Annotated in this window: 22 protein-coding genes and 1 other annotated feature; of the genes, 13 read left to right on the top strand and 9 right to left on the bottom strand. The window is 52.1% G+C overall.

Annotated elements, in window-relative coordinates:
• Positions 1–4: 4 nt before the first annotated feature.
• From ACFOLF_RS21900 to ACFOLF_RS21915, 4 genes are all read right to left on the bottom strand, one after another.
• Positions 5–910 (bottom strand): carbohydrate ABC transporter permease, encoded by a 906-nt coding sequence (locus ACFOLF_RS21900; RefSeq protein ID WP_210045771.1) that lies wholly within the window; start codon positions 908–910, stop codon positions 5–7.
• Between the two features lie 28 nt (positions 911–938).
• Positions 939–1,889 (bottom strand): carbohydrate ABC transporter permease, encoded by a 951-nt coding sequence (locus tag ACFOLF_RS21905; protein WP_210045770.1) that lies wholly within the window; start codon positions 1,887–1,889, stop codon positions 939–941.
• A 10-nt stretch (positions 1,890–1,899) separates the two neighbouring features.
• The gene (locus tag ACFOLF_RS21910; protein WP_210045769.1) at positions 1,900–3,366 is read right to left on the bottom strand and encodes an ABC transporter substrate-binding protein; all 1,467 of its coding nucleotides are present in this window, start codon (positions 3,364–3,366) and stop codon (positions 1,900–1,902) included.
• Positions 3,367–3,436: 70 nt separating this feature from the next.
• Positions 3,437–4,144 (bottom strand): GntR family transcriptional regulator, encoded by a 708-nt coding sequence (locus ACFOLF_RS21915; RefSeq protein ID WP_210045768.1) that lies wholly within the window; start codon positions 4,142–4,144, stop codon positions 3,437–3,439.
• 545 nt (positions 4,145–4,689) lie between these two features.
• Between ACFOLF_RS21915 and ACFOLF_RS21920 the strand changes: the two genes are divergently transcribed.
• From ACFOLF_RS21920 to ACFOLF_RS21940, 5 genes are all read left to right on the top strand, one after another.
• Complete coding sequence (locus ACFOLF_RS21920; protein WP_210045767.1) at positions 4,690–6,831, top strand: MGH1-like glycoside hydrolase domain-containing protein; 2,142 nt, start codon at positions 4,690–4,692, stop codon at positions 6,829–6,831.
• A 158-nt stretch (positions 6,832–6,989) separates the two neighbouring features.
• Complete coding sequence (locus ACFOLF_RS21925; RefSeq protein ID WP_210045766.1) at positions 6,990–7,976, top strand: ABC transporter permease; 987 nt, start codon at positions 6,990–6,992, stop codon at positions 7,974–7,976.
• A 4-nt stretch (positions 7,977–7,980) separates the two neighbouring features.
• Positions 7,981–8,850 carry a carbohydrate ABC transporter permease gene (locus ACFOLF_RS21930; RefSeq protein ID WP_210045765.1) on the top strand — a complete coding sequence of 290 codons (870 nt, stop codon included), beginning with the start codon at positions 7,981–7,983 and terminating at the stop codon, positions 8,848–8,850.
• 216 nt (positions 8,851–9,066) lie between these two features.
• Positions 9,067–10,608, top strand: a complete 1,542-nt coding sequence (locus ACFOLF_RS21935) for an extracellular solute-binding protein (protein WP_210045764.1) — start codon at positions 9,067–9,069, stop codon at positions 10,606–10,608.
• Positions 10,609–10,758: 150 nt separating this feature from the next.
• Positions 10,759–13,041: a helix-turn-helix domain-containing protein gene (locus ACFOLF_RS21940; protein WP_210045763.1), complete on the top strand. Its 2,283-nt coding sequence runs from the start codon at positions 10,759–10,761 to the stop codon at positions 13,039–13,041.
• A 225-nt stretch (positions 13,042–13,266) separates the two neighbouring features.
• On the opposite strand, the gene ACFOLF_RS21945 is transcribed toward ACFOLF_RS21940, so the two are convergent.
• Positions 13,267–14,304: a stalk domain-containing protein gene (locus tag ACFOLF_RS21945; RefSeq protein ID WP_210045762.1), complete on the bottom strand. Its 1,038-nt coding sequence runs from the start codon at positions 14,302–14,304 to the stop codon at positions 13,267–13,269.
• A 151-nt stretch (positions 14,305–14,455) separates the two neighbouring features.
• Positions 14,456–14,884, bottom strand: coding sequence for a hypothetical protein (locus tag ACFOLF_RS21950; RefSeq protein ID WP_210045761.1), 429 nt, complete (start codon positions 14,882–14,884; stop codon positions 14,456–14,458).
• 432 nt (positions 14,885–15,316) lie between these two features.
• Between ACFOLF_RS21950 and ACFOLF_RS21955 the strand changes: the two genes are divergently transcribed.
• The 5 genes from ACFOLF_RS21955 to ACFOLF_RS21975 all read left to right on the top strand — a co-directional run bounded on the left by ACFOLF_RS21955 (position 15,317) and on the right by ACFOLF_RS21975 (position 19,208).
• A complete protein-coding gene (locus ACFOLF_RS21955) occupies positions 15,317–15,568 on the top strand; it encodes a hypothetical protein (protein WP_210045760.1) in 252 nt (83 codons plus the stop codon).
• Positions 15,569–15,807: 239 nt separating this feature from the next.
• The gene (locus ACFOLF_RS21960) at positions 15,808–17,571 is read left to right on the top strand and encodes a stalk domain-containing protein (protein ID WP_379219514.1); all 1,764 of its coding nucleotides are present in this window, start codon (positions 15,808–15,810) and stop codon (positions 17,569–17,571) included.
• Positions 17,540–17,785 carry a hypothetical protein gene (locus ACFOLF_RS21965; RefSeq protein ID WP_379219516.1) on the top strand — a complete coding sequence of 82 codons (246 nt, stop codon included), beginning with the start codon at positions 17,540–17,542 and terminating at the stop codon, positions 17,783–17,785. The genes ACFOLF_RS21960 and ACFOLF_RS21965 overlap by 32 nt, the downstream gene beginning before the upstream one ends.
• Before the next feature lie 46 nt (positions 17,786–17,831).
• Positions 17,832–18,194 (top strand): hypothetical protein, encoded by a 363-nt coding sequence (locus tag ACFOLF_RS21970; RefSeq protein WP_210045758.1) that lies wholly within the window; start codon positions 17,832–17,834, stop codon positions 18,192–18,194.
• A gap of 303 nt (positions 18,195–18,497) precedes the next feature.
• Positions 18,498–19,208, top strand: a complete 711-nt coding sequence (locus tag ACFOLF_RS21975) for a sensor domain-containing protein (protein ID WP_379113700.1) — start codon at positions 18,498–18,500, stop codon at positions 19,206–19,208.
• Positions 19,209–19,403: 195 nt separating this feature from the next.
• Here ACFOLF_RS21975 and ACFOLF_RS21980 read toward each other — a convergent pair whose 3' ends face one another.
• Positions 19,404–20,609, bottom strand: coding sequence for an epoxide hydrolase family protein (locus ACFOLF_RS21980; protein ID WP_379113698.1), 1,206 nt, complete (start codon positions 20,607–20,609; stop codon positions 19,404–19,406).
• A gap of 469 nt (positions 20,610–21,078) precedes the next feature.
• Between ACFOLF_RS21980 and ACFOLF_RS21985 the strand changes: the two genes are divergently transcribed.
• On the top strand, positions 21,079–21,408 hold the full coding sequence (locus ACFOLF_RS21985; RefSeq protein ID WP_210045755.1) for an antibiotic biosynthesis monooxygenase family protein: 330 nt from the start codon (positions 21,079–21,081) through the stop codon (positions 21,406–21,408).
• A gap of 269 nt (positions 21,409–21,677) precedes the next feature.
• On the opposite strand, the gene ACFOLF_RS21990 is transcribed toward ACFOLF_RS21985, so the two are convergent.
• Positions 21,678–23,000 carry a hemolysin family protein gene (locus tag ACFOLF_RS21990; protein WP_210045754.1) on the bottom strand — a complete coding sequence of 441 codons (1,323 nt, stop codon included), beginning with the start codon at positions 22,998–23,000 and terminating at the stop codon, positions 21,678–21,680.
• A gap of 235 nt (positions 23,001–23,235) precedes the next feature.
• On the opposite strand from ACFOLF_RS21990, the gene ACFOLF_RS21995 reads away from it, so the two are divergent.
• On the top strand, positions 23,236–24,009 hold the full coding sequence (locus ACFOLF_RS21995) for a DUF1836 domain-containing protein (RefSeq protein ID WP_210045753.1): 774 nt from the start codon (positions 23,236–23,238) through the stop codon (positions 24,007–24,009).
• A 13-nt stretch (positions 24,010–24,022) separates the two neighbouring features.
• Positions 24,023–24,730, top strand: coding sequence for a FadR/GntR family transcriptional regulator (locus ACFOLF_RS22000; RefSeq protein ID WP_210045752.1), 708 nt, complete (start codon positions 24,023–24,025; stop codon positions 24,728–24,730).
• Positions 24,731–24,879: 149 nt separating this feature from the next.
• Here the strand turns inward: ACFOLF_RS22000 and metG are convergent, their stop codons facing one another.
• The gene (metG, locus tag ACFOLF_RS22005; RefSeq protein ID WP_210045751.1) at positions 24,880–26,520 is read right to left on the bottom strand and encodes a methionine--tRNA ligase; all 1,641 of its coding nucleotides are present in this window, start codon (positions 26,518–26,520) and stop codon (positions 24,880–24,882) included.
• A 41-nt stretch (positions 26,521–26,561) separates the two neighbouring features.
• Positions 26,562–26,822, bottom strand: a binding site (T-box leader).
• Positions 26,823–26,856: the final 34 nt, after the last annotated feature.

Raw genomic sequence — 26,856 nt, forward strand, 5'->3', positions numbered from 1 at the left:
TCCTTTACATTTTCATTCTCATCAGCGCGCGCTGGGAGAAGAAATACAGAATCAGGCATGGCAGCATATAGAAGCTGCCCACTGCCATCACGACGCCATAGCTTGCCGTGGACGTCTCCGAGAACAGACTCCGGACGATCAGCGAAAGCGTGTTGATATTGTCGTCAAACAAGAAAACCGAAACCATGATATACTCGCCCCAGCCGCTCAGAAAGGCGAACAGGGAGACCGCCACGATTCCCGGCCAGACGAGCGGCAGATAGACCGCCACGAACGTCTTGATCCGGCTGCTGCCGTCTACGCTGGAGGCCCATTCGAGCTCCTTGGGCACATCGTCGAAGAAGCCCTTGATAATCCAGGTCGACATGCCGAGTCCGGCAAAGCCCTTCAGCAGAATGATGCCGCCGAGCGTATTGATCAGCCCCAGCTCGTTGAGAATATAGAAGGAAGCGATCAGCGACGTCACGGCAGGGAAGGCGTGAGTAAGCATCGTGGAGTGCAGCAGTCCGTTCTTCCCCGGGAAATTGGCCCGGGAAATGACATAGCCCGCCATCAGGCCGGCAGACACCTCCAGCACGGAGGAGCCGACGGCAATAATCAGCGTATTGGCAAAAATGCCCCAGATGCTCGGATAGACCATGCCGTCAACCTTAAGCTCCGACCAGAGGAAGCTCCAGTTCTGAAAGGTAAAGCCATGCGGCATAATGCCGTTGACCATCTCGCCGCCGAATGAAATCAGAATAAGCCATACATAAATAAACAGCAGCGGTACCGTCACAATGGTCAACAGGACGATCGATAATAGATTGGGCAGTCCCCTGATGCGTCCGATCCGGACCGGCGGCGTAAAGCTCTCCGATCGAACCGGGCGAACCGGCAGTGTACCGGCTTCAACCGTTTTGCCTGGCATGATGTATAAAGCCTCCCTTCGTCGCCCGTCAGCGGGCGCCTCCCATTAATTTGCGGAAGCCGAACAACCGGTACGACACCACCATGGCAATGACAATGATGGGCAGTATGAACAGCGAGATTGCCGAGCCATAGCCAAAGTCCAATGTGAAGAATGCCGTATGGAAAGCGTAGAGCGCCCAGGTCTCCGAGCGGTTGGCCGGCCCGCCGTCGGTCAGCAGCAGGATGGATTCGTAGCTGGTGAGCAGGCCGAGCCCCTGCCATACCGCAAGAAAGGTAAGCGGCCACCGGAGGAAAGGAACGATCAGCTTCCATAGAATGCTCCATTCGGTGGCTCCATCCACGCGGGCTACATAGAAATAGGATTTGTCCACGGCCTGCAGCGCAGAAGAGAATACGATCATGGACAGCGTAGATCCCATGACTCCCGACAGCAGAATGTTGATCAGCATCGGGTATTTGTCCAGCCAGGCTACAGGCTCCCAGCCGTACCAGGCATTCATAATCGTATTCAGCACACCGTACTTGCTCGGGCTTAGAATCCATGTCCAGAGCAGCGCCTCGACCACGCCCGGCGATACGCGGGGAAGCAGCCAGATCGTTCTGAACAGGGAACCGACCGTCTGATTGCGCACATAATGGGTGGTCGTTACCGCAATGACAAATCCCCAGGCGATCTGTATGACCAGCGTCGATATGACGAACAGGACTGTATTGGCGATAATGAGCCCGACCTTGGGGTCGATCAGCGCTTTGCGGAAATTCGTCAGCCCGCTGAAATCAAAGCGCAGCGCCGAGTCCATCGAGGTGAAGGCGATCAGGATGACGATGACAGCTGTCGCGGCAAACAGGACGAATTGATTAAACAAAAACGGACTCAGCATCATTCCCGAGATGCCGTATTCCCGCAGCTTGCCGCGCAATCCCCCAGCTTCCTGCTGGGGGAATTGCGGTTTGGTATCGTTATGCATAGCGTTCATGCCGACCACATCACTTTACCGTAAATTTGTCAAGATTCAGCTTCATTTGCTCTTCCATCCACTTCACCGTTTCTTCGGGGCTTTTGCCTGAAGCGATGTTTTTGATGGCATCCGTATAAATTTTTGCGAATTTGGGCTGGTCGGGATCATTCGGAATAAATTTCGAATAGTTGATCAAATAGCTGTTGGCATTCAGCCATACGTTGTCCTTGATCTGCTCCTGACCCTCCTTTGTGAACGGAAGATGCGAGCTTTGCTCGTCATGCTCCTTCTGCAGCTCCGGCGCGCTGACATAGGTCAGCAGGCGTTTGGCCAGCTCCGGGTACTTCGTTTGCTTGCTGACGACGTATGTCCACGGTCCGGATACGGTGACGGGCTTGCCGCCTTTCTCCGTAGGAGGCATCAGCATGACGCCGATATTTTGCATAATGAAGTCCGTCGAAACGTTCCCCTGCGTTTTCTCCATGCCGCGCGTTCTCCATTTCGCTTCATCCCAGACGCCGGCGACCATGAACATCGATTCTCCGTTGATCATCGCCTTCAGGTTGTCGTCCTTGGGAGCTGCGAGCGCAGCTGCAGGCAGCACCTTGGAATCGAGCAGCTGTTTGATCCACTGCAGCGTATCGGTCATATGGGCTTTATCCAGCACATATTCAGCCTTCTCCTGGTCATACATCTCCACATTGTGACTGTAGAAGAGGAGAGCCAGGTCGCTCTGGCCGGTAGTCGGCACAAACCCGTTCTGGACAATCTTCTGGTCGACGGCGTCCTTGGCGATCTTGTCCATGTCGTCCATCGTGAATTCGCCCTTCTCGACCTTGCCCGGCAGCTCCGCGATCTGCTCGTCCGTCCAGCCAAGCTTCTTCAGCGCAGGCTTCCAGAAATAGACCGGGCGGGCTTCCGTATCCTGAATGACGCCCCAGACGCTCTTATCCCAGGTCACCGCATCCCAGTAGCCGGCAATCTGGTTTTTGAAGACGTCTTCTTTCTCAATTCCGTCGAGATTCAGCAGATAATCCCCGTCCGCCATCCAGCCGATATTGGAAAAGGTGGTCGCATAGATATCGGAGGCATTGCCCGATTTGGAGGCAAAGATGAAATTTTGCTTGAAATCCTCGTCTGCCAGCGGCTTAACGACGGCGTTGACCTTGACCCGCTGCTTGGCGTTTTCCTTTTCCAGCTGGGCATTGAGCATATCGGCAGCTTTAATGAAATTGTTCGCCCGGGCCGGAGCGGAGGAGTCGGGTGTCATGACTTCGATCGGCACGATTTCCACATCTCCGGTCGTCTGAACGATGTTTTCCTTCGTGCCGCCTGTATCGATATCCGAGGCCGTATTGGGGTTCTGGCCGCTTTCCACCTGCTTCGTATTGTTGGCTGTTTCCTGAACGGCCTGTCCGCATCCGGAAAGCAGCAGAGTCAGTACGGCAATAATTGCGGCAGTGTACTTCCAGTGAAGCATGGGCTGGATTTTCACGTAGCATTCTCCTCGACAAATGAATTTTGGACAATCGGATGCTCAGGCGATGAAATCGCGAAGACGAATCTCAGGTGCGCCTGACAAAAAAACGGATCATATCGTTGCGCATAAAGTCGTACGAGAGAAAGACCGGCGCCCCCTTGGGATCGTAATGGACCTGAATGAATTTCAGCAGGGGGGAATTGCTCATCTTCAGACGATACGGGAGCATGTCCTCGTCCGTCACGGCGCATATTTCCATCAGCGCCTCTGCGATCGTAATGCCATACTTCTGACTGAGGCATTTGGTCAATGAGCCGGGCTCGAACTTCTCCGGAAAATCGGCTCCCACAATACTTTGGGGAAGGATGTTTTTGGAGTAGACCACCGGCTCGCGGTTGGCCGTTCGAATCCGGTCGATGACAAATACGACGTCCTGGCTGTTCAGATCCAGCAGTTGAATCTCCTGCGCATCGGGCTTGCGTTTGAAAATCTGAACCTCCAGATCGCCTTCGGTCAAATTCGCGTTCCGAATCAGCTCGGTGATGCTGGAAAAGCGGTTGATGGTGCTTTTCATATGCTGGCCTTGACGCCGCACATAATAACCCGAACCCTGGATGCCGTGAATCCGCCCAAGCTCGATCAACTGCTTGAGTGATCTGCGGATCGTTTCCCGGCTTACTTCGAACCGGCTGCACAGCTCCTTCTCCGTCGGCAGTCTCTCGCCTTCATTGAAGAGTCCCTGATCAATTTCCCGGATGAGAGTAGCGCAGATATCTGAATAACGATTTGTCATAATGGACTCCATTCACTCCTTGCCGTGGCCACAACTTAGGATGATCACCTGTATTCAGCATAAGTGCAGAATGTTAGTAGGGAATAAAGAAAAGTGCGACGAATGCTAACTGCATGTAAAGCTTCGGTTAATTTGTCTATATAAATTTTTCCTTTTCTCCGGATGAAGTGCCTGTTTTCAAGGGAAATGGGGGTTTTGGTGAGCGTATGGGGGAATCCGGATCATAATTTGTCTAGAACAATTTTTGAGAAGGAGGTTTGATGCCGAAAGGGCAGCGGCATGACATGTTCAGCGCGGTGCAAGCCCGCATAACGTTCACGCCTGATTTCAACCCCCGCTTCACAGGCCGGAAATGAATGCTCCGCAAAAGAAATTGAATACGATGCGCCTTCAAAAGCCTCATCCCTCCGAGGAACGCCCAAACTGCCCCGGAAATGAATATCGACCTGAACCGGAACCGTCCTTACGATTAAGGAGGGCAATGTCCGCGCCATGAACATGTTCCCGCGGACAATGCAAACTGCAGTGTAAGGACCGGTGAAACGATGAATTTTCAATTGGATGACTTTGCTTTCGATTTGCGGGCGAGCCTCGCACCAGCCCATCATATCTGGGTGGGAAGCGGCCGAGGCACGGTCGCTCCCCTTGCCAATACTGCGGCAGGCGTGAAAGGCTTGTTCTCCCCACCGTTCGCGGCGCGCGACATTCAGCTGCTGCTGGATATCGAGGCCGACGGGCATGCGGTAAGCGATACCGGGAATTTGGGGAAGGGGGACTGCGGGCTGCTGTACGCAGGGGGCGAGTGGCGGCCGGACCGGATTACGCGCCGAGGCACGTATCATTATATGCACGAAGGCCGGCTCATCTCCTTATCCGTCCGGAGCAGTCTCGTACCGCTGGCGGACAGCGCCGGGTTTGTGCTGAGCGCGGCAATCGTCAACCGCACGGACCGGAGCATGCAGGTTGGCGTTAAGCCTCGTCTGACGCCGGGGCGCCTCCGCTTCCAGCCGCTGGACGACTGGGATTATGGGCACCCTGAGCCGGGAGAATCGGCGCAGATGATTGCCCCCGGTATTTGGGAGAATGAGGAAGTGCGGCTGACGCTGCTTCAGGATGATGAGCGGTCATCCCTGCTGGCTCCGGGTGAGGAAGCGGTATACCGCTTTTCCGTTGTACTGACGCGCTGCGGCGAGGAATGTCCGCCCGGAAGCTTGGCGGATTGGGAGAAACGGACGGAAGATGTCTGGCGGGAGCGTATTGAACGGATGTGCGGCTCCGTGCCCCGTCTGGAAAGCGATATTCCCGGGCTGGACGACTATTATAACCGTTCCCTTGCCAGCGGACTGGTCTGCCTGTGGGAGCATCCGGATTTCGCCATGTCGCCTTTCCCGGTTGTATCCGGCATGGAGGGAGCGGGAGTTTGCTGCTATCCGTGGGATACGGGCGGCTACGCGGGAAGAATGCTGGCCATGATGATCGGCAGCGGCAAAATGATTGAGCTGGCGACGCTTATGGCCAATAGCGGCATCGAGAGCCATTCGAGATTTTCGCCAAGCGGAGCCGGCAAGGACGTGCCCTATTCCTACAATATGTGGTCGTTCTTTAATCTGGTGTGGAGCAATATGCAGCAGAACGGCGAAGGACGACAGCTGTACGGGACGATGCACAGGCTGCTGCTGAGCGAGGAGGAGAGGTTTCCAGCCCGCTGGGAGCTGCTCGATTACGGCAGCCAGCATAATTTGCTGGAAATGAGAAGCGCCGCGCACGAGCATATCGTCGCAAGTCCCAATGCCGAGCGGGCCTGGTGCTATGATCTGCTGGCGGACCTGGCCGAACATCCGGATGTTCGGGGCAGCGGCGAAAATGCCCGTCCAGGCCGGAAAGCCGGGCAGATGGAAGCCGGGCAGATGGAAGCCGGGGAGGAAGAGGCTCAAGGGAACGCGCCGACCGGACAAGCCGCGGTCGAACAAGCGGCGTTATGGCGGGGCAAGGCGGAGCGGATCCGGCAGTCGATCCGGGATCATCTGTGGGATGAAGAGGCGGGGTGGTTCAATTGCGTCTACCCGGACGGGCATAAGGAACGGGTGTACACGATCCAGGCATACGATGCCCTGCGGATGGGCGTGTGCACCGAATCGATGAAGGAGGCGCTGCTGTCGCACCTGCGGGAAGGCGCGTTTCTCGCTCCTTATGGAGTAAGCAGCATATCGGCGGAAGATCCGCTGCATTATGAGTTGAACGATCCGGATTGGTCGGGTGGAGGCTGCTACACGGGAGAAGCATCCATGCTTGCCCTTATCTTATGGGAAACCGGCGAATCCGCGAAGGCTTGGGATGTCTTAAGGAGATTGCTATGGATGGGTCAACATTTGCCGTATTTCCCCCAGGAGCATTATTGCGACCGTCCGGCGGTGCCGGCTCATAAACGGGCGAACGTCATCGCCGGCCTGTCCGGCGCCGAAGCCATTTTGTTCGGGATGGCGGGTCTGCAGCCCGCACCGGACGGATCGCTTAAGGTATTTCCGCAGCCGCCCTCCGAGGGACGGGTTTCCATCACGGGATATGTGCACAGGGGACGCCGCATCGACATCCATATGAAGCCGGCTCATTGCGAGATCCTCTGCGACGGGACAACTGTCTATGAAGGCATGCCCGCATTAATCGTCATCCCATGCGGGACTGAATAGAAGATGATAAGCAAGTGGCAGAAAATGAATATTCCTGCCCGTTATATACCGCTTTTGCCTTTCATGCGGGCAACTGGGAACATAATGATTATCGACGGAAACGGAAGCCCGGCATTACGATGGGGGTGTCAACGTTTTCAGGGAAAGGTGGGTTCAAGATGAGAAGGGCAGCGGCTTCAAAGCCGGGGAACCGGGCGGACGGCAGCGCAATCTGGCCGCAACCGTCCGAACGGGGATATTTCAGGCAGCTGTTGCTGGATATTGGCAAGGAGAAACTGCTGTATGCCATGCTGCTTCCCGGCCTCTTATTTTTTGTGTTGTTCAAGTATCTGCCGATGCTTGGCGTCGTTATTGCATTTCAGGACTATCAGCCGTTCGCGGGCATTCTGCACAGCCAATGGGTCGGCTTGAAGCATTTCCAGCGCTTCTTCGCCGATCCGGCCTTCTGGATGCTGTTCCGCAATACACTGGTGCTGGCGGTGTACAATCTGCTCTTCTTCTTCCCGCTGCCTATTATATTGGCGCTTATGCTGAACGAGGTGCGGAAGCAGGCGTACAAGCGGATTGTGCAGACGGTCATTTACGTTCCGCATTTTATTTCATGGGTCGTCGTGGCCGGGTTGACCTACACGATGCTGACTACGGAAGGAGGGATTGTCAACGAAACGCTCGCTTCCATCGGCGGGGACAAAATCAACTTCCTGCTGAGCCCGGACTGGTTCCGCACAATGATCACCTCGCAGGTCATCTGGAAGGAAATGGGCTGGGGGACGGTTATTTTCCTGGCAGCGCTGGCTGGCGTCGACCTGCAGCAGTACGAAGCCGCACGCATCGACGGTGCCAACCGCTGGCAGCAATTATGGCATATCACGCTGCCCGCGCTCAAGACGACGATCGTGATCCTCCTTATTCTGCGGCTGGGCAGCTTTCTCGATTCGGGCTTCGAGCAAATTTTCCTGATGCTGAATTCCGGGAACCGCGACGTGGCGGAAGTGTTCGATACGTATGCCTATACGTCCGGCCTGCTCAATGCGCAGTTCAGCTACAGCACCACAGTCGGATTGTTCAAATCGGCCGTCAGCCTCATTCTCGTTCTGTCAGCCAATACGCTGGTGAAGAAATTCGGCGAGGAAGGGGTGTATTAGCTTGATGAATCGCACATGGGGCGGCAGAGCGTTCGACGCGGCCAATTATACGCTGCTGGCGGTTATCGGCCTTATTACCGTTCTGCCGTTTCTGTTTGTCATATCCGGTTCGCTGGTCAGCTCGGAGGAGCTGCTCGTCAAAAAAATCGTGTTTATTCCGACGAATATTTCATGGGATGCGTACCGGTTTATTTTTGCCACAAAAGTCATTTACCAAAGCTTGCTGAACACCGTGCTCATCACCGTCGTCGGAACCTTCATCAACCTCCTGATGACGACGCTGATGGCCTATCCGCTCTCCAAAAAAACGCTGCGCGGGCGAAGCAAGATCATGCTGCTTGTCGTATTTACGATGCTCTTCAACGGGGGCATCATTCCGACGTACCTCGTCGTCAAAAGCTTCAGCATGCTGGATACGTATTGGTCGCTCTGGATTCCGTCCGCGATCAGCGCGTTCAATCTGATCCTGCTGCGCAACTTCTTCCAGCAGCTTCCCGAAGGGCTGGAGGAATCGGCCAAAATCGACGGCTGCAACGAGCTGCGCATTCTATTCTCTATCGTGCTGCCGCTGTCGCTGCCGGCGATGGCCACCTTCGCGCTGTTTTATGCCGTAGGGCACTGGAATTCGTTCTTCAGCGCGGTTATTTATATCAACGATTCGAATATGTGGCCGATTCAGGTGTGGCTGCGGCAGATCGTCATGCTGTCGGCGGGCGGCTTCGGCGACGCCGGGGCGTTGTCGGAGGTCGTCGTTCCGCCGGAGAGCATCAAATATTCGGTTATCGTGGTGGCGGCGCTGCCGGTCCTTCTGCTTTATCCGCTGCTGCAGAAGCATTTTGCCAAGGGCGTACTGCTCGGTTCGGTAAAAGGATAACAGGCCTTTGAACATATGCGGGCTGTCTTATATGCAGCGGGAAGAAACGAACTGCGCCGCCGGTGGTCGGCGGCAGCCGTTTCTTCTTCCCTTATCGAATCTGCAAGTTTCACTTCTATAAATTTCTATAAGGTTTCAGGGAAGAAACGAACTGCACCGTTAAAAGTCGGCGGCGTCCGTTTCTTCTTATATAATTACAATAACGGAGGGTGTTCAATGAGAAAGACGAGAAGGTTGAAAATGAAAATGGCAGGCGCCGGCGTAGCTGCGATTGCGGCTCTGTCCCTGCTAAGCGCTTGCGGTGGAGAAGCGGGAAACAGCGGCAACAACGCTGCCGCACCAACCGGAGAAGCCGCTGCGCAGCCGGTCGGGATCAGCATGATGTCGCCGTTCTATTCCGCTCAGCCGCCGACGACGGACGATTCCAACGCCGCCTTCAAGGCGCTGCAGGAGAAACTGGGCGTTAAGCTGGATGTGACATTCATTCCCGGCACGACGTATAACGACAAGCTGAATGTGATGCTTGCTTCCGGCAATCTCCCGCAGGTGATGGTTGTGCTGGACAACAAGAATGCAGCCATCATCAACGCGGTCCGCTCCGGGGCTTTCTGGGAGATCGGCCCGTATATCAAGGATTATCCGAATTTGCAGAAATACTGGAACGACCAGATCGCCAACAATATTTCCGTCGACGGCAAAATTTACGGCATCTACCGCGACCGCCCGCTGGCGCGCAAAGGAGTTATATTCCGTCAGGACTGGCTCGACAATCTGGGGCTCCAGCAGCCGGAGAAGGTCGACGACTTGTATACGATTGCCAAGGCCTTTACTCTGGACGATCCGGACAAGAACGGCAAGAATGACACGTTCGGCCTGTCGCTGTCGGACGACAACCTGATGACGGATACGACCGTCGTGATCGAGACGGCGATGGGCGGCTTCAACCAGTGGGGCGTCAAGGACGGCAAGGTTACGCCGGACTTTATGACGGACGAATATATGGAAGCGCTTAAGCTGCTCAGGAAAATGTACGAGGAGAAGCTGCTCAACCAGGATTTCGGCGCGGTCAAGGGGACGAAGCTTCAGGACAACATCAATCAGGGCAAAGCGGGGTTGTATATCTCCAGCATCGACGACGCGAACGCCAAGCATTCGGATCTGTTCAAGCTGAATCCGGAGGCCAAGATTGATTTCGTGCTCGGGCTCGAGGGGCCGAGCGGCGACAAGCTGCCTGCGAACTCCGGCTATTCCGGCGTATTCATGTTCCCGAAATCCAGCGTCAAGACGGAAGAGGATCTGAAGCAGATCCTGACGTATTTCGACAAAAACATGGATCCGGAAGTCTTGAAGCTGTTTGCATTCGGGGTGGAAGGCGTACATTATAAAACGGAGAACGGAAATCCGGTATTCACGAACGAACAGCTGTGGAAGGATCAGGTCGATACGCTGAGCCAGCTCCGCATCGCGCCTTCGGACCTGACGTTTCCGACCGAATCGGACGTGATGAAGAAAGTGAAGCAGCTGTATAAGGACAATGTGCCGAATGCAGTGCCAAGCGTGATCGAGCCGTTCATCTCCCCGACTAATTCGGAGATCGGCGCAGAGCTGGTCAAGGTGATCAACGATGCCCGCGTCAAATTCATCATGGGCGATATCGATGAAGCCGGCTTCGCCAAAGCGACGGAAGAATGGCGTAAACAAGGCGGCGACAAGATCATCGACGAATTTACCCAGGCCTACAATAGCGTGCAAAAATAATAACGTCGCGGCTTTCCGCCAAGGCGCCTCCTATATCGGACCCGTCCGGTCGGGAGGCGCCGCATGAGCCGACATTCCCGCGGTATTGCGGCCTTGCAGGCAAGAATGCTCGGGAAAGACCGTCAGACATGAGCGGCGGAGGCTTCATTTATGAAATTGTATGCATCTTCTTTTTTGTCCAGGCTCTTATGGTTCAGCTTGCTGCTAGGGACGTTCCCGGTCATTGTACTGGGGGCTTTTTCCTATTTCAAAGCGTCTGAAACCGTGCAGACGAAAGTATACGAGAGCAATCAGCAGCAGCTGCAGCAGACAGAATCGCAGATCGAGCAGATGCTCCGTCTCGTCGATTATTCGGCCATCCAATTTATGAATCAAACGGTCGTAACGTCCGCCCTGCGGGGAGAGCTGCACAGTAATAGCAGCGGGGTCCGCACGGTGAAGGAACTGCTTGAGTCGATGAGCAAGCAGCAAAGCAATGAGCTCGGCATGATGAGCATGCAGCTGATCAGTCTGGCGAGCGGCTGGTCGGTCGACGGCACGGGACTGTCCGGGCTGTCTGCGGAGGAGCTGAAAGGCTACGGGAGCTGGGTCCGCGATCCGAGAACCTCCTTCTGGATGGCCGGTCCGACGAGCGTCAGGCTGATCAAAAAGATTCCCGCTTATTCCGCGAACCCTACGGGACTGCTTATATTCTCCGTTCCGGCATACGAGGTCAACAAGCTGATCAGCAGCGATACGAAGCTTGGCAAGGTGCTGGTGATGGACGAAGAGCGTCATGTTATTTCCGGCAATGACGGCGGACTGCCGGACAATCAGCTGGAGGAGCCGCCCCTCGGCGGGGAACCGGATGTGCCGGGAGCGGAGTACGGGTTCTATAAGTCCCGCATCGGACAGGAGCGGGTAGGGGTAAGCTACCGCAAATCGTCCTACAACGGCTGGGTATATACGTCTATCGTTTCGATCGACGAGCTCAACAAGGAGGCACGGGATATCGGCTGGTTCACCTTGTACCTGTGTCTGGGCATATTGGCCGCCGCTCTGCTCATTTCGTATCTCGGCTCCAGAAAAATGTACCGGCCGATCCGGAACCTGTACGAAATTGTGCGGAATTCGCCGGATACAGACAGGACAACTGCGACAAGTGATGAATTCGTCCTGATCAATGAACGGTTTCGCGGACTGCTGCAGCAGGAATCCCGTCTGCTGCAGGAGGTACAGGGACAATCCCGCAATGTGAAGGAATATTTTGTATTCAAGCTGTTTCAGAGCGATATGACCAAGACGGAAATCCGCGACAGGCTGCTGCTGTTCGGCGATCCTTTGAACTGGAGCGGCATGTGCGTGATGGCGGTCCAGATCGATACGCTGTCGGATACGCGTTTCCGCGAACAGGACATGGACCTGCTGCTGTTTGCCGTCAATAACATCGTAGCCGAGCTGGTGGCAGCGGAGCGGAGACTGCCGCCCGTGGTGATGGGAGAATCCCAGATCACGCTGCTGGGCGGCACGGAGTCCGACCCTCTGCGGTTCAAGGATCAGCTCGACTCGCTGGCGCAGCAAATCATGAAGACGATCGACAGCTTCCTGGGGCTGAAGATCAGCATCGGTTTCAGCCGGGTCTTTGCCGATATCAAGCAAATCCGTCATGCTTACGGGGAAGCACTTACTGCGCTCAAATACCGGATGAAGCTGGGCGCGGAATCCATTCTGTTCATCGGTGACGTGCAGCCGGAGCAGGGCTTGCCGCAGCATTATCCCGATGCCCTCGAACGCGAGCTGCTTGACGCGCTGAAGCTTGCGGACCGGGAACAGGCTTTCGGGCTGCTGCCCCGATTGATCGAGGCAATCGCCGTCGATGACCGGACGCATGAGGAATATTTCATGTCATTTGTACGTCTGCTGCTGCAGATGCTGCAGGCTTTCAAGGAAGCCGGGGTGCATCCCGGCCGGTTGAACATGACGGAGCAGTCCCTGTTCATTCATCTGTTTCAATTGAGGACGGTCAGGGAGGTGGAGCTGTGGTTTCGGCATGAGGTGATGGGTCCGCTGCTTCAGCACCTCGAGCAGCGGCGCGAGGAGCAGTATCAGAGCATTTCCAGCGGAATCGTCCACATTATCGAAACCGGCTTCGACACCGATCTTACGCTGGAGGTTTGCGCCAAGCGGATGAACTACAGCCCGAATTATTTGAGCAAGGTATTCCGCAAGGAAACGGGCGTTAATTTCAGCGATTATTTGGCGGAATACCGCATGAGAATGGCGCAGCAGTGGCTGACCGAAACGGATATGAAGATAGCGGAAATCGCCGAAAAGCTGAAATACAACACGCCAGCCAACTTTATTCGCTATTTCCGCAAACTGGAGGGCATAACACCGGGCCAATACCGGGAAAAGCATTTGAATAAAACAACAAGCGGCTTCCGGCACCAGTAAAACCCCTGAGGTACGATATTCCATGGCATATGAACGGACATGATCGTTGAACTTCCAAGGGCTTGCCGCACGGCAGGCCCTTCCCTTGGCTTTACCTGTGGGGCAGAAATACTGCATGCAACGGAAACCAAAAAGGCCGGGAAACGATTTTACCCGTTTCCCGGCCATAGTTAATTTGCAGGTTCTGATGGCGTAATCAAGCGTTTCTTCTTGCCAGGAAAGCGTTTAGAATAATCTCCTGGCCGTGACAAAACGTTTTTTCCACTTTTCATCGAAATCCTCGAAGTGAACGCCCTGCTCTTTCGAATAAGTATGAAGAACACGGCCGTCTCCCGCATAGATGCCTACATGCCCGATATCGAGCCCGCGGGCACTGAAGAACAGAAGATCGCCTTTGCGCAGCTCGTCAATTCCGACCTTGTTTCCCTCCAGAGCCTGGTCGTAGGAGACTCGCGGCAGATCGATGGATAATGCTTCGCTGAAAACATACCGGACAAAAGAGGAGCAATCGAAAGTGTCGGTCTGGCCGGAGGCGGCTCCGAACTCGTAAGGGGTCCCCAGAAATTTGGATCCGAAGGCGAGCAGCTCATCCGCTTGCTTATCGGCTAGCGCCGGGCTCGTATAATCGGTATACAGCGGTTTGGCCGAAATGAAACCGACAGTATTATCCTGGGCCTGCACTTCCAGCCAATCGGCGTTTATTTCCCGGATGACGTGGATTCTCTCGTTTTTTGAAAGCATTCGGATGAGAGGGGAATCCGTATCTTTCCCGGGAGAAACGCGCAGGTTGACGCCGTATTCGATCGTGGTTTCATAATCATGTACGGATGAAATCGTAATTGAACGTGAATATTCATGCCATTTAACGAGATTCCCCAGCGTTTCGCTAATAAATCGAAGGGGAACCATGGTAGATCCGTCGATAATTTTGCCGGATACGGGCAGCTCCAGCCTTACTTGATTTTTATAAGCGGTTTTTTCTCCAATTTTGTATGTAAGGATGGCTCCGTCTTTATTCGCAGTAACCGTTTGCGTACTCGTATCCCAGGAAATTTTTGCGCCCTCAGCCTCGAAAATTGAGCGCATGGGAACGAAACTGTAGCCCCCTTCAATAACCGGCGCAGTCTGAAAGGACAGCGGATGCCCATCCAGAAATACAGAAGGCGGCGGATTCGTCTCGGCATGGACCGGCCCTGCATGGACCAGCATCATACTCATAAGCGCTGATGCAGCGCCTGTAAGGAAGCAATTTCTAATCTTCATGTTCAGACTCCTCTTCCAGAGTTTTCTTTTGCAATGTATAAACGCAGCCGCAGGACGTTTGTTTCTATCCAATTATTGGAATAAAGAAAAAAGGCCGGGCAACGATTTTAATCGCTGCCGGCCTGGGTTGAAATAAATGAGTAAGAATGGCTTAATAAAGCGTTTCTTCCGTGATGTTGTAATAGCCGGTAAGGTTATTGGAAGTGGTCAGAACGATTTTTGCGCTTGCGTATCTTGCAAAGGTATTTTTTGTAAAACGAATTTGTGTCCCGTTATTGATGATCTCCGCTTTAAAATCCCCCGCAGAGCCGATTGTTGGGATCACCGTTATCGAAGTAATATTTTGCTGGAAGTTAACAGGAAGATTTCTTGTTTCCGGGGAAACAAGCAGCCTGACGTCACCGAGATGAAACTGAATGTTAATGGGCACATGCGGAATCGTCAGGATCGGGCCAACTCCTCCTCCTCTTAAGGCAGACGACGAATCAGCTGCGGCACTTGCGGCTGCCGGCATGCTCAACATTGCGACTGCGGCCAAAGCAATTCCGGACTTTTTGATTGTTTTACGTAGATTTCTCACGATTAATATTCCTCCATGATTTCGTTTATTTGGTGTGGACCTCTTCCTCACAAGATTGAATAATAACGGATCCAAGTGAAGTCGGATATACTCAAAAATCCAAGTATATACATGACAGAGACAGGAATGGTCCTAATTTATGGGAATTACCGCAACTTTTCTATATCAAAATCGTCTCAAGAATCGATATTCATGCAGATTAACCAAACAGCTTTCCTGTATGTGCAACATGCCTCCATCTCGAAGCGTCATAGCTATTAATATGGGGGGATTATCCATGAAAAAAAATATCGTTTTGATGGCAATATGTTTCATTATTTCAGGGTGCTTGAATGAGAAGACCATTACTTTGGTGCAGATCCAAGGTCTGTTCGAAAAGCATGGAATTCCTTTATCCGAGCCCACGGAACCAAACACGGAGAGTGTTTTTCAATGACTTTGAACGGTGTCGCGCCTGAGCTTTTTATAATAAATGGCGATCAGTTAATCAGTGTTTACGTCTATTCCTCCAGCGATGGGGTTAAGAGGGGAATAAAGGATTTTGAGGATAAGACGGCAACGGCGGATGTGGTAGCTCACGGCCGATATCAAGCTGCAAATGTGCTTCTTATTTATGACTACGGAAGCTCCTTCAAAGACGATCGGGTTGAACTTGTGGTAAGGGATATGAAGACTCTTGCATAATAATGCGAGTTTAAACAAGTTACTATCATGAATCGCCGCGGCAGCAGCTTATTCAATGAGATTAAGTTCTTATGGCGTTTATCGTACAAGTATTCGCTTCATGATGATCATAAAAATGGAAGCCATTCCATTTCTTACGCAACTTTTACCTGACAGCAAGCGTTAAACATGTCATGGAAGCTTGCTGGTGTCTTTTGCCCGGGTGGATCCGTAATTCAGAGAATTGAAGGAGATAAAAAATGAAAACGTTTAAATCAATAAGGTGGCTGCTTATTTTATCTTTCCTGATCATGCCGTTTGCGAACGTCTCCCATTCAACCGTATCGGCTGCAGAAGAAATGTCGGATACGGTTATCCTTCAAATGAACAGCAAGGTTATGGTTCATAATGGCGTCACCATGAATTCGGCCCAGCCGGTCACAGTGCAAAATGGCACAACATTCATCACACTGAGCTCGATCTCTGCGCTTTACGGTTACAAGGTCTCCTATAATGCGGCCACCAAAGAAATTACGGCCGCTAACGATTATCACGATCTTATCTTCAAAATCGGCAGCACGATTGTCTACGGAGACGGCCTGCCTGTCAAGATTGCCATTGCTCCCTATATCCTGAACGGTTCCCTGATGGTTCCGGTCCGGACATGGTCGAATCTGGCTGAGAGCACACTGGTCTTAAGCGGCAAGCAAATTACGCTTTCCTGGAATGTGCTCAAGCAGCCTACGGCGGATTTTGCCGTCGAGCCGGGCGAAATCATCGCAGGGGAGACGGTAGTGAACTATATCGACAAGTCCACGAACCCAAGCAGCCAGCCCTACGTGCAGGACTTTTACACCGGAAGAATGGATGTTTTCCCTGCTGCCGGTTCCTATACGATTACAAGGCAGGTTCAGGATGTGAATGGCTTGTGGAGCGAGCCGTACTCGGTCACGGTTGAGGTTCAGCCGCAGAATATGCCTCCGGTCGCAAGCTTCACGACGGATAAGCAGGAGTATCGGCTTGGCGAGAAAATCAACTATACGGATCTAAGCACAGATGATAGCAATGAAATCGTCCGCAGAACCTGGACCGGCGATGATGACGTGTTTTTCGAGCCCGGGCTTAAGACCGTCACATTGGAAGTGCAGGATGCCAAGGGACTGACCCATTCTGTGACACAGACGATCAATGTCACGGATGAAGTGCTCTATACGCAGGATGAATACTATAAGCTGTTTGCGGAGCCAGGCGTCAAGTTCCCCATGGAGAGCAAAAATGTTCTGGATTACCCTTCATTGCCCTACAAAATTCAGGATGAAGGATCCCAGTTTGTCCGCAGCAACAGCCCCGAGGTTCTTGAGGGAGAAGGAATAGCCTATGTTTCGCAGTTGACGGGGCAGGTTCGCTTCATGTTTCATAACATTAACAAAATCGGTTACCCGGTAAAGATTTATCTTGTCGCGACCAATAATAACAGCTCGTCGGTTACCGTAAGCACAGGATCGGTCGGTATTGGCGGACCGGATCCCTATGTGGATAAATCCGGCAAGATGGCGGTCCTGCGCTATATGAATTCACTGGTTGCCCGGCCGGCGCCGACAACAACAACGATCAAGCCGGGGCAATCCGTCACCCTGCTTCCGGAAATATCCAGGATTCCCTTGAAGCAAAGCGATGTCTTCACCGCTTACGCAGATTTGTATGCGGACAAAGAGCTGACCTACCGCGTGGTGGTCGTGGCATCCTCCAAGGACCCGATTCAAGAGATACCAAACTTGAGTATTCTGGAGCGCAACGATGTTCATGTTCGCGGTACGTTCAACAAAGCGAACCGGGCTATCGAGATGTCCGATACATTGGGCGAAGAGCCGGAGGTCATTATGCTCGGCGACCGTAAGATGGACACCTATACGGATGGAATTGACGAAATTACGGGTCAGCTTGAGCTGAATACCGGCAATTTTGGCGTTCTGTACAAGATGCGGCTGCAGCATGTGGCCCCCCCATACCCTGATTGCGCTTAATCCACGTGGCGGCATATATACCGGAGCCTTTATCGTCAATGGCCAGGTCGTCCAGGCGGCTAACGACGGCGCGCTGAAGGACAACGGTCAAGCCGTTGCGCTGTACCGGACGGGCGATTCCGAGGAATCGGTTGAAATCGTGTTTACGATTGCAGCAGGAAGCAATACGCCGATCGCCATGCTGTTCCTGCCGATGCCAGCCAAACGCTTGTAGGTTAACGAGCGCTGCTGAGATTCATTCAAATTCAGGAGGGATGACCGTGAAAGCCGTTAAACTTCGTCCATTCATTCCATCAGGCCAGGATTATACGCTTGCGCAGCGATTTTTTGAGGATCTTGGTTTCGAGAAAGTGTACTCCAATGACGGATTGAGCATCTTCCGGATGGGGGAACAGGAATTTTTTCTGCAGAATTTCCATAATCAGGAGTTTCAGGAGAATTTCATGGTAGAGCTGATTGTCGAGGATCTTGATGGCTGGTGGACGCATATACAAGCAGTTGTCCGCGAGAACAATTATCCTGTTAAAATAAAAGAGCCGACAATCTATCCATGGGGAAAACGTGAAATCAACTTAATTGATCTATCCGGTGTTTGCTGGCATATTTCGGAGGCAACCAAATAGAATTCACCCAGGCGGTGAGTTAAGGTGAGGAGTCCAGGAATTCTTGGGCTCCTTGTTGTTTTGCACCGCATCCCCGTGGGCTATGAAGATATTCAATATTCCAGGAAATCTTTAAATCGATCAAGGGGGTTGCGCCAATGCAGTACCGGGGGAAATGAACTAGCTGACAAATAATGGAGGAGGCAGTTTGCAGATGCGGAACTGGACTTAGGTCTGGTCTACTTTCCATCCGCAAGCGGATGCTCACAGCTGGCTCTCGGGGCTACAATGGAAGCAACGAAACGAGAAAGCGTGGTTATGACAATGAAAAAGCAAAACGCCGTCAAGGCTTGGAAAATGCTCGTCATGGCACTCCCGAAAGGAATTGCGGCATTTGTAGTCGCAATTGTCGGTCTGTCAGTGGGCCTGCCGCTATTGGTCATTTTGATTGGCCTGCCGCTTTTGTCGGCGACACTGGTCCTGTGCCGCCGCTTCATGAAAGAGGAAGCCAGCTACACGAAAGCCTGGCTCAACAAGGCCGATCATCATTCCGCTCCCGCAGTGACGGAGCCTGTTTCCGGGCAGAAGGGCTGGCTGGCGCTGCTGTCTCCATTCAGAGAGGGACAATCTTATCGGGGCATCGTCTACAGCATCCTTCAGCTCCCAATCGGCATAGCGGCGTTCACGACCGCAATCGTGCTGCCTGTAACGGCCTTCGCAGTTATGCTGTCCCCGCTCGCTTATGAGGTGAGTATCCGATTGTTCGATTTCAATTTATTCCCCGATGCATGGATGATGGACCGCTTGAACATTGATTTGTCGTCGGCTCAGCGCTCATGGATTGCCGGGGGCGTTGGCCTGATATTCGTGCTGCTGCAGCCCATGATACTGAGGAATTTGGGCCGCTGGTATGCCTCATGGGTTCAGAATGTGGCCGGACCGGAAGCCTGGCAGCACCAGAACCTGGGGGAGTTTGCCGGCGATGAGATGACGCTAATGGCAGATGAGGCACGGGAAATCCGCTTGCATGCTTAAGTTAAAGAACAGCGCCAGTTTTGGACTCGATTATGTCCGAAGCTGCCGCTGTTTTTTTGCTGAAACCGCCCCAATGTTTCTTCACAGCGGCAAAAGAGACCGCATTTTGCCAACTCTCCAATCGAAATTCAAATCGATGTCGCGTGTGGCGTGGGACGACGAGCACCCGTGCGCGCGTATTCCACCTGACTCCGATTAGCGTAGCGATTTGAATCCCGCGCGGAGTTCTGCAGCAAAAAGCTGTGGCTGCTCCCACGCCGCGAAGTGTCCGCCCTTGTCGAGCCTGTTGAAATACATGAGCTTGGGATACGCCCGCTCCGTCCAACTCCGCGGGGCCTGATAGAGCTCGTAAGGAAAGACGCTCACGGCAACCGGGATGGAGACGCCCTTGACGGCGAAGAAGGAGAACTTGTTTTCCCAATAGAGACGAGCCGAAGAAATCGCCGTGTTCGTCAGCCAGTAGAGCGTGATGTTGTCGAGGACATCGTCCCGCGTAAGACCTCCGGGGTGTCCGGCAAAGGCTTGAGAGATCAGCTCCAGACTACGCGCGTCATGGTCAAGCATAAAGGCTGCCAAGCCGACGGGCGAATCCGCAAGTCCAGTCAGCGTCTGCGGGCGCGTACCCATCATCTGGGCATAGCCGATGTGCTTGTATACGAAGTCCAGCTGCCGGGACGCGCGCCTCTCGTCATCTGAGAGACCGGAGGGCAGCGGGTTGCCGGACTGGAGCGCCTTATCAATATCGGGCGGAACTACGCCAGGCATATTGGAGTGAATGCCTACCAGTCCCGGAGGCGCCTGTACACCCATCAAATCCGTGATAATCGCACCCCAGTCGCCGCCCTGTGCCACATACTTCGTGTATCCCAGTCGCTTCATCAGCTCTGTCCAGGCTTGTGCGATGCGGACGGGACCCCAGCCGGTCGTAGTCGGCTTGCCTGAAAACCCGTAGCCGGGCATCGACGGAATTACCAGATGGAAAGCGTCCGATGCCTTCGCGCCATGTGCCGTGGGATTGGTAAGCGGATCGACAATCTTCAGCATCTCGATGATCGAGCCTGGCCATCCATGCGTGATGATGAGCGGCAAAGCATCTTTATGCTTCGAGCGAACGTGAATGAAGTGAATGTCCAGCCCGTCGATCTCGGTGATGAACTGCGGCAGGGCGTTCAGCTTCGCCTCGCACTTGCGCCAATCGTAATCCGACGCCCAATAGCGCGCGAGTTCCTGAATCGTCGAGAGCTGCACACCTTGAGATGCATCCGCGACCGTTTCCCGATCAGGCCATTTTGTCGCGTATATGCGCCTGCGCAATTCGGTAAGTTCCGCTTCCGGAACATTCACATAAAACGGACCCCGAATGGCGTTCTTATCTGTAGGCAAGGATAGCTTTGTCGGCATACTCGGTCGCCAATGTGCCATTGGTTGCCCCGCATACACGTGGCGGGATAATCCTGCGTAAGGTATGGCTGGCTGCCCAGGAGACATGGGGTAAGATATTTTCATATAAGGCTGACGGAATGGATGAAAGAAGGGGCTTCCAAAAACTCCAAAGCCAAACGGGTTTCCTAAACCTCCTTGCCCAAAGTCTCCGAAGCCTCCGTGAATACCCATATTTGTTGTCCTCCATTTATGATGGTAATAGACATTTGACCTTGTATTGTATGGGCTTCTGTCATAATCAGTTCGTATTAAGCTGTTAATTGGGCTTTTCCGATTCAAATTATGACTTGCCTGGAACAGCGAGCGGGCACCTTATTGACATCCTGTTACAGGATCTTTTAGACGGACTAGAATGTATAAAATGGCGACATGGAGCTAAAGATTAGCAGAGCGTAAGTTTACGAAAATATTAATAAAGGAGTTAATTATGACTCATATATCAATGAATAATCGCGTTGTTACCCTGATCAATGTGTTCACAGTTGATCCCGAAAATCAGGAACGTCTGGTCGAGTTACTTACCCGTGCAACAGAAGTCTCCGTTCGACACGCTGCCGGATTTATTTCTTGCAGTCTCCATCGAAGCACAGATGGGAATAAAGTTACAATGTATGCTCAATGGAGAAGTGCGGAAGATTACCAAGCTATGCGAAATGACCCTAAACCACTTCCGTATCTTCAGGAAGCATTGACTATAGCTTCGTTTGATCCGGGGATGTATGAAGTCGTCAAAACATTTGAACCCTCCAATGAATAGGGAGCCCGCCAGTGTTATAGCGAAAATATAAGCACCGCCATGTGAAAAATCACATGGCGGTTTTCATTTATGAGCTTATTAATTTCTTTCTGTGACTCCTGCATCCGGTTAGTCCGTTAAGCAAAACGGATACGATTATTATTCGTCCATGGCAGACCGGCAAGCTGTCGACAATGCTTTCCGGTGAAATTCGTAAGGAATGGCCAGAAATTCACCAGCCCGCCCATCCATGATGGACGGGCTGGTTTATTCCAATCCTCTAGGGGATTCTAAAGCGAGGCCTCTTCGATAAGCTCCGGATGTTGATAAGCGCGGTGATGATGAATCTCGATTCTCATAATCCGGTTCTTTACCTTCTCCCGGATGATGAAGCTCAGCTCGTCGAAACGCCACTCCACATTCTCTTTGAGCTCCGGCTGCCTGCTGTACAACCAGCCGCCTATGGAATCGACATCGTCATGCTCAAGATCGGTTCCGAGCAGCCGGTTGATCTCGGTTATGAGCACCACACCCTCTACCAGGAAGCGGTTCTCGCCCAGAGTCTCAATTTCCTTCTTCTCGTCGCTGTCGAATTCATCGCGGATTTCGCCCACGATCTCTTCAATGATATCTTCAATTGTAATCAATCCCGAGGTGCCTCCGTATTCATCCACCAGCATGGCGATATGGACGCGCTCTTTTTGCATTTTCTTAAGCAGGGTATCCACGGGCATGACCTCGGGAATCGACATGACGGGTTGAAGCAGCGTGCTGAAATCAAAGGATGGATTATTATCATATTTCAGGAAAAACTGCTTGGTATTGATGGTTCCGATAATATGATCCTTATTGTCCATGGCAACGGGAAAACGGGTATATTGTTCTTTCTTAATAATTGCGAGATTCTCGGAAAGCGTCTTGTTGGCATATAAGCAGACCATGTCGGTGCGCGGTATCATAATTTCCCGGGCCAGCAGCTCGTCGAAGGCGAAAATCCGGTTCACATAACCGAATTCCGCTTTGTTGATTTTACCGCTCTGATAGCTGTCCGAGAGAATGATGCGGATTTCTTCTTCCGAATGGGCTTCTTCATGCTCACTGGCCGGCTTCATGCCGAATAAGCGGACCAATCCGTTAGCTGAGCCGTTCAGCAGCCAAATGAAAGGATACATCACTTTATGGAAAAAAATGATAAGCGGCGCCACGACAACCGTGATCTGCTCCGCTTTTTGAATCGCGAGTGTCTTGGGCGCGAGTTCGCCGATGACGACATGCAGATAGGTCATAACCGCAAGCGCAATAATCATGGAGAGTACGTGGCTGAGGCCGTCACCGACAGCCAGCCGGTCGAATAGGGGATGGAGCAGCTTCTCTACCGTAGGCTCACCGAGCCAGCCGAGACCCAGAGCGGTTATGGTAATACCGAGCTGACAGGCGGACAAGTAGGCGTCCAGGTGGCTTGTTACTTTTTGCACAGCCAGAGCGTTCTTCTTACCCTCAAGCACCATCTGATCGACCCGGCTTCCGCGCAGCTTAATGATCGCGAATTCGGTAGCCACGAAGAATGCGGTGAGAATAATCAATAAAGCGATCAATAAGAAATTCAGAGCCATAACAACCTTCCTTCGTTTTGAACAATTCATATTAGTAGTTCTTATGAACTTATTTTACAGGGTTTCCGTACAAACTACAAAGTCATGAATGGCTCATATCTGCTGATATGGGTCAGATAACCTCCGGGATTGTCATATAACAAGGGTCATTCCTCCATTAATTCACTTTGACACAACCGTACGCGAGTTTTATGATGAGCTTTAGAAGAACGATTCGAATGGTTGAGGTGTTAGTATGGAAACATTATCTTTTACCCGCAAGGAGATGGCTGAGCTTCTTCTTTCGATAAATAAACAATCTGCGCGTTCGCCGCTGACTATTCTACAGGAGACATGGATTGCCCATTATCAAAGGGAGAAGGCCCAGGGGATCTCCATGACGGCTTTCGTCTCCACAACGCTTCCTCCCGTAATCGAGCGGATGATCAAGTCGGATATGAACCCGGCTCTGTCTCTTCATGATATCGTATCCCTGGGATCGCAAATTGAGTACACCCATTTTTCCGTCACATCGGTACAGAACTGGGTGAAACGGGATTTTAAGGACTTTATTGGTTTGGCTGAAGAGGGGAAGAAATATTCCCTGCAGCAGGCTTCCCTGTTTTTTATTATCGAGGATTTGAGATCTGCCCTGGATTACGAAGCGATCCGCAAGCTGTTCGAGATCGTGTTCCCTGTTCAGGGGGCTAATGAACATCATCCGCAGCTGATTGCTCCATTGGATTTCTATGCCGCTTATGCCGAGCTGTTCGAGGAGCTGGACGAGCGTTACCGGACATATGAAGGCGGGCGGAACGATATGGTGTACAAATGGGACCAAATGATCCATGAACTCTCCCGGGAATTCGTATCCCGCAAGGAGTCTTTCACCGATGCACAGAAGGAAGCCTTGCAAAATGCGCTCCATGTCGCGCTGATCTCCGTGCATACGTCCTGCTTCCATTCGCTTGCGCGGCGCTATTTGAACGGTATGGTATTTATGAACGGATTGAACGAGATGAAGCCATGAAAGAGCGTGAAAGATGAAGAAGAAGCTGATTTATGAAGTGGTATATGACGAAATCAAACGGCGGATTGAAGAGGGAATATGGAAGCCGGGCGAGCGCATTCCCACATTGGAGGATATTTCGGAGGAGCTTCAGGTGGGGATTTCCTCTGTCCGCGAAGCGGTGCGGATACTCGGCAAGCAGAAGATTCTGACCGTTGAGCAGGGAAGAGGAACCTTCATCAGCGAGCAGATTCCCGGCAATCCGAACCGCTATCTGGCGGCGATGGAACGGGCCTCGTGGATGCAGCTGACGGAAGCGCGTCTGGTTATCGAACCGGAGCTCGCAGCTCTTGCGGCAGAGAAAGCCGCCCCGGAGGACAGGGATGCCATCTTGAAAAGCGCCCAAGCGATGCAGCGCAAGGTGAAGGCCGGGAAGCCTTTTCTCAAGGAGGATATTGAGTTCCATGATCTCATTGCCAAAGCTTCGCGTAATGAAATTCTGATCAATATGATTCATATGGTCGGGGATGTGCTGCTGGACAGCCGGCGCCATACGATGCGGATTCCCGGCATGCATGAGAAAGCCTCGTCCTACCATTACCTGATCGCGCAGGCGATTGTACAGCAAAATCCCCAGCAGGCCAGGGAGCTGATGAAGCTGCATCTGGTTGATATGCGGGATCAATGGGATCCCGAGACTGATGTCGAACAGGACAAGCAGGCTATGGCTCGTTTCCCGTAGGGAAGAAGAGAGGAAGGGAGAAGCCGATTCTCCTTGGCTGACATGGAAGAAAGCCATTCGGTATCAAATAATCGCCTTGTCCTTGATGGGAGGACAGGGCGATTTATTGGAGCGCGGCCGCAAAGCTCTTCTTTTCGGGTGGATGACAACTACAATTTTTGTTTTTCCAATAAACTTGTTTCTTCTTCAATCTGACTAATGTCAATACGCTGGAACAATAACTTCAGGTTTTGGATTTTTCGGTTGGCTGGAACTGTTGTCAATCTCCAAACCGGTTGTTCCAGTGTCAGGAACTTTCTTATTTCTTCACAAGAGAAGGGGATGAACGGGTGCAGCAGATTGGACAGATTCACTATAATTTGCACGCATATATTCAGTGTATAACCACACGCTTCCCGGTTTTCCTTAATCTGTGCCCATGGCTTTTGTTCATCAAAGAATTTGTTTGCTCGGCGAACGCAAGTAAAAATCAGATCAATGGCTTCCTTTAGACGACCTTCTTCGATTAAGGCCCCGGACTCAAGATACAACTCCTCCATTATTTTCTTCCATTCTTCACTAAGATTACCTTCTGGAACGCATCCTTCAAAGGACTTGTCGATAAAAGCCAATGTACGATTAACAAGGTTTCCAAATGCGCCAAGCAATTCGCCATTATGGCTGTGGATGAACTCCCTCCAGGAAAAATCAGTATCCCGGTTCTCAGGACCGTTTGCGATCAAAAAATAACGAATGGAATCTGGTTGATAGCGACGCATAATATCCGGTACCCATACCGCCCAATTACTGCTTGTCGAAAACTTTTTCCCTTCCAGGGTCATGTACTCACATGAAATAATCCGATCTGGCAAATGGAGCCCCCCTGCTCCCAGGAGCAGTGCCGGCCAGACCACTGTATGGAAAGGAATATTATCTTTCCCATGTACATAATAAGCGGTTATATTCTCCTTCCCTTCCTTCCAGAATGATTCCCAGCTGCCGCCTGTCTCAGCAGCCCACTGCTTGCTTGCCGATAAGTAGCCGCTGACCGCCTCAATCCAAACGTAGATTTTTTTTTCTTCGAACCCGTCAACCGGAACATCAACACCCCAAGTCAAGTCCCGGGTTACAGCACGATCTTGAAGACCTTCTTTTAAGTATCGTCCAGTTAACTGTACAGCATTTTCTTTCCATCCTTGGGCTTGTTTTGCATACTCGCTCAATTCGGCCTGGAATCGTGAGAGCGCAAAGTAATAATGCTCTGTTGGACGCTCAATAGGGGGGTTCCCACAAATCTTGCAGGTCTTGTCTGACAGGTCTGCAGGATCTAACAAAGTCGAACAATAATCACATTGATCGCCTCTGGCACGGTTCCCGCAAACGGGGCAGGTACCCTCAACGTATCGATCCGGCAAGAAGCGTTGATCGGTTTCACAATAAGTCTGCTGTATTGTCTTTTTGTATAAATATCCATTTTTCAATAGTTGCAAGAACATTTCTTGAACCAATTGATGGTGAAAAACTTGATCAGTACGTGTGTACAAATCATAAGTAAACCCCAGCTGCTTAAAGCACTCGGCAAACTCCAGATGAAATCGATCCGCAATATCCCCCGGGGAGACACCCTCTTGAAGGGCCTGAACGGCGACCGGTGTGCCATGGCAGTCGCTGCCCGAAACGTATAACACGTCTTCTCCCTTCGAACGAAAATAACGTGCCAGTACATCTCCTGGGAGTAAGCTTGCCAACCGTCCCAGATGCAATGAACCGTTCGCATACGGCCATGCTCCGCCAATAAAAATATTTGTCATTAAGACTCCTCCTTTTTTGACAAACAAAAAAACCCTCATCCCGAAGGGACGAGAGTTGTGCTCACGTGGTTCCACCCAATTTTATCAATGCCTTGCGGCATTAACCTCTTCAAGTACGACGCGTTTGCGTTTATACCCTAGCACGGTAACGGGTGCGGGTTCCGGCGCAACCTACAACCGCATGAGGCTTCGATGCGCAGCTCCGAGACCATATTCCCAAGGTTATTCTTTACCCCTTTTCAGCAACCGGGGCTCTCTGTAAAAGACATCACCAGGGTACTCTTTCTCTTCTTAGCTTTTTTCACAATATTCAAGTTATTTGTAATAATACTTTTT

Source organism: Paenibacillus sepulcri (assembly GCF_042647105.1).
Classification (GTDB): Bacteria; Bacillota; Bacilli; order Paenibacillales; family Paenibacillaceae; genus Paenibacillus_Z; species Paenibacillus_Z sepulcri.